Source organism: Nonomuraea aurantiaca, from assembly GCF_020215705.1.
Taxonomy (GTDB): domain Bacteria; phylum Actinomycetota; class Actinomycetes; order Streptosporangiales; family Streptosporangiaceae; genus Nonomuraea; species Nonomuraea aurantiaca.
On record NZ_JAIWNB010000009.1, the window covers coordinates 331,613 to 344,838 of the forward strand.

The window sequence follows — 13,226 nt, forward strand, 5'->3', positions numbered from 1 at the left end:
CCCCTACTGAACGCTCGCCCGGTACGTGAGCACCAGGCCGAGGTTGGTCAGAGCCGCCTTGTCACCCTCCAGGACCAGCACCCACGGGTTCCCGCCGACGCTGAGACCGGGGGTGCGCAGGAGGTTGCCGTCGTTGAGCGCGAGCCTCTTGTCGCCGTTGAGCAGGAAGCGCACCGAACCGCGCCCGGCCAGCTCGTACCTGGGGTAGACGCCGGTGATCTGCCGCCCGCTCATGGCGGGGAACCGGTCCGGCGTGAACGGCAGGACGAGCTGGTCGTCCTCGCCCTCCTGGAACTGGGCCCACTCGTCGGCGAACTCGCCCGCCACGTCGAAGTAGCGGGCCGACGGGTACGGCTTGAGCATGCCCTTGACCGCGTTGGCGAAGACCTCCCCGCCCTGGTCCGCGCTGTACTTGACGGTGACGACCACGTCGCTCAGGCCGGCCGGAGCCGGGCCCGAGAGCTGCAGCCGCCACCGCGAGACCGCCCCCGTGCCCTCGAACGGCAGGTAACGGTCGTCGTCCAGGCGCAGCTCGAACAGCCCGTTGTTCTCCTTGTACTCCTCGATGTCCGACAGCGCGATCTGCTGGCCGGAGCGCCAGTCCGGGCGCAGCGTGCCGGGCGGCGCGCCCTTCGGGTCGAGCAGGAACTTGACCGCCTTCGGGTCGGCCGCCAGGACGGTCTTGCTGTCGAGCTGCGTCAGCGTCGCGTAGACGCCGAGCGGCCCGTCCGCGCCCAGGAAGGAGACCGACAGCGTCCGGATCCGGCGCCGGAAGTGCCCGGGGAAGTCCCGGTCGAACAGTGCCTCCGTCAGCGCGAACTCGCAGCGCCCCTCGCCGCGCAGGGCCAGCAGGGCGAGCGGGTCCAGGCCCAGCAGCGAGACCTTCTTGGTGATCTCCATCCCGCGGCTGTCGGTGTCGACGTACGCCTTGCCCAGCCGTTCCAGGTCGAGGCCGAGGCTGTCGCCGGCGAGCAGGCCGTTGCGCCGGCTCTCCCAGTACATCGGCTGGATGTAGCCACCCTCGCCGTTGGTGTCGCCCCGCTCGAACTGGTAGGCCCGCTCGGCGGACCGCGCCATCTCGTACGCCAGGTTGTAGGTCTGGAAGAACAGCCCGGACATCCGCCCGGCCATCCAGTGGTAGAGCTCGGCGCCCGCGAACTTGTCCTTCATGAACGCGGCCACCGCCTCCAGGTTGGCGATGTCCTGCGTGACGACGGCGAGCTCCCGCTGGGCGATCGTCAGCTGGTGCTGGGCGCTGGTCAGCTGGTGGCCGAGCTGGGTCACGTCGCTCTTGGCCATGTTGAGCTGGAGATCCCAGTCCTGCGCCGTGCGCTCCTGCTCCGACCGTACGCCGATCAGCTCGCCGAGCGTGCTGTAGCCCTCGGCAAGCGTGGAGGAGACGTCGGCCACCTTGTCGAGGGCGTTTCCGATCTGCTCGCCGCCGAAGCCCGTACCGAAGATGAACGGCCCGAGCAGTGCCTGCGGCACGCCCAGGGCGATCGAGGCGGCGATCTTCAGGCCGCCCGCGACGAAGTGGGCGTCGGAGCCGCTCTTCATCCGGCTCAGCTGCTCGACCTGGAGCGGGGAGAGGCCGTCGGCGATCAGCTTCTCGTAGTGCTTGACCCGCGCCGTCGCGCCGTCCCTGCTCGCCTCCAGCTCGGCCAGGTTCTCCTCGGCGACCTTGATCTGCGCCTCCTTGATGCCGCGCGTCAGGGCGAGGATCGTGCCCTCCTGCCGGTTCTGCAGCAGGGCGAGCTCCTCCACGTCGCGCCGCTCCAGCACGTTGAGCAGGTCGTTGCCGAACTGCCGTACCTTGTCGGCGAGGTCCTGGGCCTTCCTGAACACGAAGGCGAAGCGGTAGTGCGGGACCGGCGCCGCCATCCCCTGCGTGAGCCGGTCGAGCGAGGCTCCGGAGGCGGCACCGCGGACCAGCGCCATGACGTCGGCCGGCGGCTCGAACAGCGGCAGCGGCAGGCTGACGCCCATGATGTCGAGCGACTGCCGGATCTTCCGCAGCCGGTCCTCGACGCGGGTCCAGTACTCGAAGAAGACGCTGTTCTCGGGCACGTAGAAGTACGGGCTCGCGACGCTCTTGTGCACCTCCCCGGGCCCCTCCAGCAGCGCTCCCCCGGCGGTCAGCGCCTTCAGCTCGTCGTCCAGCTCGTCCAGCTCCGCCGGCGGGAGGCGGCGCAGGTCCTCGTAGGTCACGGCGGCCGACAGCGGGCGCGGGCCGAGGACGTCCGGCCGCTCCCCCAGCAGGTCGTAGGCGAAGATGTAGAGCATCCTGGCCTCGTCGACGCTCTCCGCCGTGTACTGGCGGAAGAGCAGGTCACCCCAGTCGAGCAGGTTGTCGATGTAGGCCATCACCACGGCCCGGCGGTAGGCGGACGGGCGCAGCTCCGCGATCGCGTGCGGGTCGAACGGATCGTCCATGTACGCCGTGATCAGCTTCCCGCGATCGCCCATGAGGTCGTACTGCCGCCGGAGCCAGCCGATCATGGCGATCCGCTCCAGCAGGCCGGAGGTCCCCCGCATGGCCTGCAGCGTGGTCTCGATGTCCTTCAGCCCCGTGTCCTTAAGCTCGGTGTCCGCGAGGCCGGCCAGGAAGTCCTTGTCCTCCTGCGAGAGCTCGCCGGCCTGCTCGAACGCCGGGGCCAGCGCCGCCAGCCGGGCGAGGATCGGTTCGAGAGCGGCCGCGACGGCCGAGCCGTCGTCGCCCAGCTCAGCCAGGTCGGCGCGGCAACTGCCGACCAGTGCCCGCAGGTCGACCGCCAGGAACGGCAGGAACCGCCAGTACCTCACCCGCTCCGTCGGGTCGAAGACGTACTCGTACCAGATCCGCGCGTCCTCGAAGCGCTGGGCGTTGTTCAGCGCCTGCGCGATGAGCAGCGGGGCGTGGAAGAAGATCTCCCAGTAGTAGATGCCGTTGGCGCTCTGGAAGTCGAGGTGCGAGCTGGACGGTGTCCCGGCCACCTGCGGCTGGACCTTGATCGTGGTCGCGTCGGACTTCTCGACGCTGAACGCGGGCAGTTCGTCCGTCTCCTGCGTCTCGGGGGCCAGCAGCGCCGCCACGCCACCGGTCAGCAGCTCCTTGTTCAGCCGGTAGGCCGTGCTGGAGGTCAGCCGCACGATCTCGTGCGGCAGCCCGGCGAACTCGTACGGCCGCTGGGCCGTCGGCTCCGACGGATAGACGACGTAGTCGGCGCCGAGGAACAGGTAGAGCTTGGCCCCGTCGAGCACGCCGGTGAACCCGGTCTGGAAGCCTTCGGGCAGACCGCCCCAGTTGCCGGGAACCGGCCGGTACGCCAGCTGTCCCGTCGGCTCCTGCCCGGCCTCCAGGAGCGCGTACTCGCTCGTGCCGAGGACATAGCGCTGCCGGTTACGCTCGATCACGGCCTTGATCTGGCTCTTCAGCTTCTTGGGGTAGCCGTCGTCGATGTAGTCGGGGACGGTTCCGTCCTTGGGGAGCGTGTAGCGGACCAGCTCCAGGCCGCTGGTCAGGTAGAGCCTGCCGCCGTCCACGTACGCGGCGTCGACGGACTCGGTCGTGCCTATGGCCGTGGGTAGGCGGCCCAGCTCCCTGGTCGGGTGGCTCCGGCCGTCCGGGGCGAGGTAGGTGCCCGCCGTGTTGTCGAAGAAGTAGCCGCGCTCCTCGTAGGAGAACGCCGCGCCGACAGGGCCGCTCTGGGGCAGGCCCTCGGTGTTCTCGCGCAGCGGCCGCGGTTCGTCGGCGGTGTTCGCGCCGCTGAAGCGGATGTACGTGTCACCCGCGAAGACGTAGAGGCGGTCGCGGTGGACGAAGGCCGAGTCCGCCACAGTGCCCTTGGGCAGCTCCCAGCGAGTGTTGATCCGCTTCACATCGCGCAGGTTCGTGGAGTCGACGTACTCGTTCCGCGCGAAGGAGAGGAAGTACTCGGTGCCGTCGAGCGTGAACGCGGCGTTCACCTTGGCCCATCGCGGCAGGTCGTCGGGGTTGGTGTCGAGCTGCTTCGGGTACCCGGTGTCGGGCGGCCCGAACGGCCGGCCCGAATAGCGGTAATACTCGGCGCCGGAGAAGACGTAGGTGTGTCCGCCTCGGACGAGGACGGCGTCGACGACGCCGGACCTGAGCAGGCCGGTGCCGATGATCCCCCACCGCTCCTTGATGGGGGCCAGCTTCTCGGTGCCGAGCTTGAAGCGCTTGCCCGCGTTGTCGAAGAAGCATCGCCTGCCATCGGGCAGCTCGAACGCGGCGTCGATCCGCTTCCACCTCGGCAGCCCGTCCGGGTTGCCGTCCAGCGGGAGCAGCGGCTCTGCCCCGCTCGGCGCGGTCACCGGCCGGCACAGGAAGCTGCCGCCCTTGTGGTCGACGCTCAGCCACGGCCGGTCCTGGGTCCCGGCCGGCATGTTGAACCGGACAGCGCCGGGCTCGTCCACGGGGCTGGAGTCGGGCTCGGCGAAGATCTTGTCCAGCCGCACGGCGCGCGGGGGTTCCGCCACGCCTTCCGCCTTGACCGCGTACAGCTCGGGGGTGAGCGCGAACGCCGACCTGACCCCGACGGCGTCGGAGCAGGTGACGATGATCGAGTCGTGCGGGCCGCCCGGCCCGCCGGGGACGGTCCGCGACGCCTGCACATAGAGCCGGACGCCGGTGATCTGCTTCTCCTGGGCGTCGTCGGCGGCCAGCAGCTGCGCGGTCCCCCATTCCCCGTTCAGGTTGAGGAAGGAGTAGTAGATCTTGACGCGGTACAGCGGCGGCGGGGTCTTGACGTTCTGGGTGTCGCCGGTCCTCGTGGCATCGATGGTCGTGTTGGACGTGACCACGACCGGGACCGTCTCCACGACCGTCCAGAACACGAACACGCGGCCGAAGGCGTGCACGGGATAGACCCGGTCGGCGTCGATCTGGACGTCCACCTTGAGCCACGGCTCCCAGGTGGCGGAGAGGTGCACGCCGTCCCTGAACTCCGCGCCCCGGTAGTAGTAGCGGCGCGGCTCGGTCCGCGTCCGGCCGAACAGGACCAGACGCCGGGTGCCCTCGTCGGCCCCGTCCTCGGGGTAGACGTACCCGCCGGCGATCGCCAGCCTGGAGACCTCCGTGTACTCGTCCAGATATCTCTTGTAGACCCGTTGTACGGTCTCCGGTGTGATCTCGCCCTGCAGCAGGTCGCTCTCCAGCGCCTCGAACGCGGGTGTCTTGTCGGAGCGCAGCTCGGGGCGCAGGTAGTTCTCGGGATAGAGGAAGACCTTCCGGTTGGCCTCCCAGAGCCGGTAGTTCTTCAGCCACCCCCACCAGGTCTTCAGCCGCCGTCTCACCTCGTCCTCGTCGCGGCCCGGCGGGAGTGGGACCTCCTCCAGGTCGAGGAGGTAGCGGTGCACGAAGAGCTGCGTGGCCGCGATGGCCTCCCTGACACGGGAGGTCCGGCCGGTGCCGCCCATGTCCACGTCGATCAGGTACTTCTCGTACAGGTCGCGGGTGGACCTGAAGCCGTCCAGCCGGATGATCGCCGACGGGGCGAGGGCGTCGCGCTTGAGCAGGTTCAGCTCGTCGTGGATCTGGCCCGACAGGGTGACCCAGTCGGCTGGGCTGCACGTCCGTTCGAGCAGGCCGGCCAGGGCGGTGTTGGCGGCCTCGGGGGCCGGAGTCATGCCGAAGGCGCGGGACCAGACGTCGGTGTAGATCGTGGACGGCCCCGCGTCGAACAGGCCGGCGACCGCGAACACGTCGACCAGCTTGAGCACGAACTCGATCTCGAAGCGGTCCTCCTCCGGCGGGCCGGCCATCAGCAGGGCGGCGTTGCGCTTGGCCCACCGCAGCTCGTCGGCGTCCCAGCCGAACAGGTCCGCCAGATACTGATAAGGATCCTCGACGGCCGCCGATCCGTTCAGCAGGAACGCGGCCAAGCCGTCGGGACGCGACCGGGCCAGCTCGACGAACCTGACAATGGTGTGCAGATCGCTCAGCCGGTAGTCGGCGGTGTCCGACCAGCGGTGCTTGATCGGCTGCGGGAAGGTACGGTCCACGGTGTCGTAGGCGCCCGAATATCGGACGTACTCATCATCCCTGAGCAGGTACGTCCGGCCCTCGAAGACGAAGGCGCCGTCAGGCCCCGCCTCCTCGAAGGCGGCGGGCAGGTCACCCCAGTCGTCCTTGACGGTCCGGGGATAGCCGGCGGCGACGTATTCGAGGTCATTGGGCTGGTATCTGATGTACTGCCCCTGCTTGAAGGCGTACAGCTCGCCGGTCGGCCCGGCGAAGGCGGCCTCGATGCCCGGCCCGTCGGCGAAGGCGTTGCGCACCTTGCCCCACAGGCTGTTGACCGGCTGGTCCGGCTCGGCCCGGTCGGCCCGCAGGTATCGGGTGCCCTTGAACAGGTACGTCCCACCGTCGAGCCCCCGGAAGGCCGCGTCGAGCCCGTCGGCGAACGCGTCGGGCAGGTGCGGCAGGTCTAGGTCCTGGCTGAGCGAGCCGTCGATCGTGCGGGGGTAGCCGTCGTCGACGGTGTCGTACTCGGTGCCGGAATAGCGGACGTACTGGTCGCCGGAGAACAGGAACGTGTGCGGGCCCCTGACCAGTGCCGCGTCGACCTTCTGCCGCTCCACGAGCGTGTTGCGCACGCCGCCGAGCAGCCCGAGGTCGTAGTCGGCCTCAGCCGTCACGGACACGACGTGGCAGGCGCCGCCGACGAACAGGTACAGGTTGCGCCGGTTGGCGAGCACCGCGTCCAGCGGCCGGTCCGTCACCGCGTCCTCGAACGCCTCGGGCAGGCCGGTGAACGCCTCCTCCTGGCGCAGGTTGCCGATGATCTTCTTTGGGTAGCCGGGATCCACGTAGCGGTACTCGGCGCCGGTGTAGCGGATGTACTGGTCGCCCGAGAACAGGAACGTGGTCTCGCCCCCGTACACACAGGCGGCGTCGACCGTGGTGAAGGGGTGGAGCGCGCGGCCCCACCGCTCGCGGATCGGGGCGAGCGGCGAGAAGGCGCGGTCGGCGTAGCGGGCGTAGCTCTCCCCGAAGAAGAAGTACGTCGCGCCGTCGGCCGCGGTGAACGCGGTCCGCAGGGCGTCGCCCGGCTCCAGGCCGCGGCCGAAGTCCCGCCAGATCCGCTCGGTCGGCCGCGGGTAGGACCACCGTCCGGTCGCCTCGTCGAACTGGACGCACCGCTCGCCGAACAGCAGGAGCATGGTGCCGCCCTCGAACAGCACCGCGTCGGGCACCACGGCGCTCTCCTCGCCGGGGACCTCCCAGAAGCCGGCGTCCGTGACCATGGGGTAGCCGTCGTCGGGCTGCCGGTAGTCCTCACCCGAATAGACCAGGTAGCGCAGCATGCCCTCGTCGTCCGGGTGCTCGAACAGGTAGGTCCTGCCGTCGCGCACGTAGGCGAGCGCCACGCCGGTCAGCCCGGCCCAGTGGTCGGCGATGGGCAACGGGTCCCCGTCGATCGTGTCGCCGGTGCCGGTGTAGACGACGAACTGGTCACCGCTGAACAGGTAGGTCTTCCCGTCCCGTCCAACAAACGCCGCATCCACCGCGTTGTCCTGATAAATCGTGTTACGGGGTCGGCCCCACTCCTCCGTGAGCGGGTACGCCCGGTTCAGCCGGGTGTTGAAGCAGTTCGGCCCCTTGAACAGGTAGGTGTTGCCGTCGGCGCCCTCCAGGACGGCGTCCAGGCCGGTCCTGAACTCCTCCGGCACCGGGCGCAGCGTCCGCGGCCGGACCGGCGTCGCCGTGACGGTCGTCCCCTCGATCGCGGACAGCCGCCCCCAGCCGTCCGGCCCCTCGACCAGCACCGCGCCGTCCTCGACGAAGGCACAGCTCACCGGTGCGAGATCGTCGTAGCTCCGGTACAGCTCGCTGGAGACGACGTGGCACCGCGCGCCCCTGAACAGGTAGACGTTGCGCCGATCGGCGAAGGCCGCGTCCACGCCGTCGAGCGTGACGCTCAGGTTGCCCAGCCGCGGCTCCCGGTGCAGCTCCGCGAGGGCGCGCGGGTAACCCTCCTGCACGGTCGTGTAGTCGTGACCCTCGTAGCGCACGTACTGGTTCCCGGAGAACAGGTACGTGTACGTACGCGGCACCTCGACGCCCTCGACCAGCTCCGTCGCGTCCATGACCAGCGTGGCGTCGACCCGCCCGGTCCTGGCCAGGTTGCTGATCACGTTGCCCCAGAACGCCGGGACACTCGCGGGATAGCGGTCGTCGATCCTGGTGTAGTCGCGGGTCGAGTAGCGGGCGTACTGGTCGCCGGAGAACACGTACGTCCGGCCGTCCTTGCCGATGAAGGCGGCGTCGACCCTGGTGAAGGGGATGCTGTCCCAGTGCTCCCGCAGCGTGCGGGGCTCGGACCACCAGCGGTGCCGGTGGTCGAAAACCACGAAACGCTCACCCGAGAACAGGTACGTCTGGCCGTCCCCGGCGCTGAAGACCGAGTCGATCGTGGTGAAGGCGGGGTCGTCCGCCAGCGCGGCGGGCAGGTTCCACCAGTTGTCGGCGACCGGCTTGGGGTAGCCGACGTCCGGCGTGGCGTAGTCCCTGGTCGAATAGCGGACGTAGAAGTGGCCCGCGTCGGCCTGCACCCGGATCCGCTTGGCCTCGCGGACGAGCGTGACGTCGATCCGCTGCTCGGTGACGACGTGCCAGTCCGTGGTCGTACCGCTGACGCCGCCGCTGCCTGTGCCGGTGTCACCGCCACTGACGCTCACGCCTTCCGCGAACGTCAGTCCGTGCTCCATGAACCGCCGCCGCAGCGCGGGCGACAGGCGGCCGGCGTTCAGCTCGTTCTCCTGCTCCAGCGGCACGTCGAAGAGCTCGCCGCCCTCGCCGAACAGGTAGGTCTTGCCGTCCATGACGAACGACGCGCCCACCTCACGCAGCCCGCCCCAGTCGGCGGCGATCGCGCGCGGGTAGCCGAGGTCCACGACGGAGTAGTCGGCGCTGGAGTATCTGAGGTATCTCCCGCCGCTGAACAGGTAGGTCTTCCCGTCCAGCCCGGTGAACGCGGCGTCGACCGTACCGCTGGGCAGCACGGGGGCCTGCACACCCCAGCGCTCGGCCGTCGGGACGGCGGCGCCGTCGCTCTTGGCCGTCCGGCCGTCCTTGAACAGGTGGACGGCCCCGTCCCAGTCGGCGAAGGCCGCCTCGACCCCCGACTCGAACTGCCCGGGGATGCCGGGATAGTCCGACTCGATGCGCCGCGGGTAGCCGTCGTCCACGCGGACGCCGTCGTTCTCGATGCTGCCGGAGTAGCGGATCACCTGGTTGCCGGCGAAGAGGTGGACGCCGCTCGCGTCGGCGTAGGCCGCGTCCACGCGTTCGGCGCCGTCGAAGACGTTGCGGACCCGGCCCCACCTGTCGGCGATCGCCTCCTCCGTACCCCCTACCGCGAGGTAACGCTGCCCCGTGAAGAGGTGGATCCCGCCGTCGCTGTCCTGGAAGGAGGCGTCGACCGACTTCTTGAACGCCTTGGGCAGCGGCGTGTCGTGGCCCTCCCCCTGCCACCATTCGTCGATGCCACGCGGGTAGCCCTCGTCGACCACCGTGTAATCGGGGGTGGTGTAGCGGATGTACTGATCCCCGGAGAAGAGGTAGGTCTTGCCGTCCTCGTCCACGAACGCGCTGTCGATCCGCTGAGGGTCGTCGAAGTTGTTCCTGACCTTGCCCCAGACCTGCTCCTTGGCCGCCCAGCGGGTGCCGCCGCGCTCCTTGACGAAGACACGTGAGCCGCCGTCGCCGCCGTGGCCGATGATCCACTCGCTGCCGTCGGGGTGCGCGAACGCGGCGTCCACCCCGGTCAGCCCGGTGAACCGGGCCGACAGCTCGATGAGCGGTCTCGGCCGCGGGTCGGCCAGCGCGTACGTGGCCTTGGCGTAGGTCCAGAAACCGCCCTCCCCGAACAGGTAGATGTTGCCATCGGCGCTGTCCAGCACGGCGTCGAACCGGTCGAGCCCCGGCGGCAGCGCCAGCGGCTCGGGGTACTTGCCGACCAGGTCCTGGTCCTGGAAGGACACGGCGACCTCGGTGGGATCCAGGCCGAGCTTCGCCGCGAGCAGCGCGAAACGCCGGATCCGCCGGTACGCCTGCCGGAAGTGCGGATCCGGCGGCACGGCCGTGACCTCACCGCTCTCCTCGGCCGCCATGAGGGCCGGCACGGCCAGCACGTCGAGCGCCTCCTGGACGCCACCGGTCACCGCGACGCAGATCGCCGCCACGGTCGCCGCGGGCACGCCGAACGCGTCGGCGAGCACCGACCATAGCGCCGCCTGCTGCAGCTCGGCCCGCCGCTCCAGCGTGTCCGTGATCTCGTCGACCGCCGCGGCGAGCTCCTTGGCCACGGGGTGCAGCAGGAAGAACAGCTCCTTGGCGTAGTCCTCCACACCGGGCACCGTGAAGTCGAGCGCGTTGGTCGCGGCGCGGAAGTAGTCGAGCCGGTCCTCGGGCACGGCCAGCGCCTCGTCGAGATGCCCGGCCGCGACGAGCACGCTCACCAGGTCGGCCCGCTCCCCGTCGTCGAAGCCGAGCTCGGTGACCGCCTGGAGGTCGAGGCGGTACGGCTGCTCGTCCTTCAGGATCTCCGCGATCCGGCCGGCGACGATCACCCGCTCGGCGGGCCGGAACCCGTCCCCCAGCTCCACCTCGGCGCTCTCATCGAGCACCCGGCCCTCCTGAAGGTAGGAGCCTTCGAGGGCGTCGATCACCCGCTGGGCGATCGCGTCGTCGGCGACGTCCACGAAGTCGTCGAGCGTGAAGGCGTACGTCTCCTTCTGGAACGCCGCGATCTGCCCCTTCATCGCGTCGAGGATGGCCCGCCGGCGCGGATAGAACTCCAGCGCCAGCCCGAAGTCGTCCAGCCGCAGCCCGGCCAGCGCGACCTTGTCGAGATAGACGCCGTCCTCGTCGAGGTAGCCGTTGAAGCGCAGACTGGCCAGCAGCGCCGCCTCGTCCACCCGCAGCTCGGCGAAGATCTCGGGGTCGAGCGTGAGCCGCTCCCCCCGGAACCGCTCGACCCGGTCGAGCAGCTCGGCCAGGACGCCCGGCGCGACGTCGTCGAGATCCGCGTTGACCATGAACCGCGCGGCGTTCGCCTCGTCCGCGAAGAAGCCGGGGTCGATGACGTCGCCCTCGCTGTCGAGGTAGCCGTTGAAGACGAGGTTGTCGTACAGCTCGGCTTGCTGCTCCTCCCTCAGGTTGCCGAGGGAGGCCAGGTCGGAGGGGAAGAAGGACGCGGTGCCGTTGCCGAGGCTGTTGATCAGTTTGAACAACGGCTCGGCGAACGAGCTGTAGTCCCTCGCCAGCCGCAGCTCCGCCACCGTCTTCGGCAGCCCGTCGGCGACGAGCGCGCCGTCACTCTGGAGGCGGCCGGCGAAGACCAAGTTGGCGAAGATCTTCGCCGTCAGCCCCTCGTCCAGCCCCAGGTCGACGAAGTCCTCCTTGACGATCAGCCCGAGGTCGGTGACGGCGTCGTAGACGGCGCGCCGCGCCTTGGCCCGGTCGAGGCGGAGCAGGCGTTCGTCCCGGGCGGAGACCACGCCGTCGTCGTACGCGGTCAGGACGTCGTGGAGCACCTGGGACGCGCGTTCGCCGAACCGGCGCGACACGAACAGCTCGGGGCTCATCGCGACCGACGCGAACCGCCGGTCGATCCCGTCGAGCACGGCCACCTGGTCGTCGTCGGCCGGCGTCCCCCCGCCGAGGATGTCGGCCAGCTCCTGCGCGCTGAACCCGCCGGCCTGCATCCAGCGCCCGACGGCGAGCAGCGTCTGCGCCAGCCACAAGCTCGACGCCACGTCCGAGCCCTCGAGGATCCGGTAGCAGTCACGGGTCCGGGCCCGCGTACCGCCCAGAATCGGGAACGTCGTGTACCGCTGCAGCGACGGATCGCTCTCCAGCACCTCCAGCAGGTCGAACAGCTCGCCGACGGACACGCCGAGCGCCGCGACGAGCCGCCCGGCCCGTTGCAGCAGCGCGATCGCGGGCAGCCCGATCTCCCCCCGGTCGAACGGGCTCGGCTCCAGCGCGGCGTACCTGTCGCGGTAGCGCAGCACGATGTCGACGATGTCGTTCTCGGCCGTCTCGATGGAACGTGCCAAACGGCGCCGATACTCTCTGTTGTGTGTGGCCAGGATGTCCCCGGACACGTCGGGCAGATCCTCGAGCTCGGCCGGTGCGATCGGCACGGCCAGGCCGCACACCCCGTCGACGGTCAGCTCGTAGCCCTTCTGGAGGAACACGACCACGGCGATGGTGCGCAGCGCGGCCAGGTCCAGCCGCTTGTCGCAGCAGGTGGTGAGCACTCGGTCGAGGTCGGTCATGCTCAGCCCGGTCTTGCGGGCCAGCCGGACGAACCTGTTGACCCGCTCGAACCACGCGAACCCGGCACCGACCAGTCGCCGACCGTCTATTGCCGTAGGAGCCTCATTTCCCCCATTGACGAAGAACGTGGACGGCGGCCGCTGCGGATCCTCGCTCTGATAGACCAGCTCGCGTACCTCGACCGTGGTCAGCCCGGTCGCCCGCCTGAACCGCTCGACGTCCGCCAGCGCGCTGAGCGGCTCGTCCGCGCCGAGCCCGTAGTCGGCTCTGAGCTGGTCTTCCGAGGTGACCGGTACGGTCACGACCTGGACGTCCTCGGCCGAGAGCGCGAGCGACAACCGCGCGACCACGTCGGGATCCACGTCGGGAGCGAAGAGCCGGTAGAACTCCTCGGGCGCGACCTTGAGCTGGCGCAGGTACATCGTGAACTGCGCGGCCGGCAGGGAGAACGGCATCCCGAACGGGTGGCGGGCCGTTCGCAGCGTCTCGTACGGCTCGCTCCCGACGACCGTTTCCAGCACTTCGTTGACGATGTCGAGGTAGGGCGACTCGGTGAACGTGTGCTCGGCGTCGAGCGGGATCCTGGCCAGATCGGGCCGTCGCGCCAGCAGGTCGGGATCCCGGAAGACGCCGTCCAGGAGCCTGAGGAGGTCTACGAGATAGGCGGCCGGCGAGTAGACCGATCGGGCTTCGTCCCCCTCCCAGAAGTCGAGTTCGCCGAAGAGCTGCTCATAGCTGGGTAACGCGTCATCCCTGCGCAATGTGATCCCCCCTGTTTGGATCCCCGTGTGTCAGCCGACCCATGTTCGCCTAGTGCTGTGACCGGAAACGATCGCCGGGTTGGATGACGAGGCTTCAGGCTGCGGAAGTCAGAGGTCGGCCGCCCCAGCGGATGCCTTTCTCGCTTCGGATGCGGGCGCGTTCGCGGCGTTGGGCG

At 69.7% G+C, this 13,226-nt stretch carries 1 protein-coding gene; it reads right to left on the bottom strand.

Features of this window, described 5'->3' with window-relative positions; all coding sequences use genetic code 11:
• Window positions 1-3: 3 nt before the first annotated feature.
• Window positions 4-13,050: a hemopexin repeat-containing protein gene (locus LDL49_RS23570; RefSeq protein WP_225293374.1), complete on the bottom strand. Its 13,047-nt coding sequence runs from the start codon at window positions 13,048-13,050 to the stop codon at window positions 4-6.
• Window positions 13,051-13,226 lie beyond the last annotated feature (176 nt).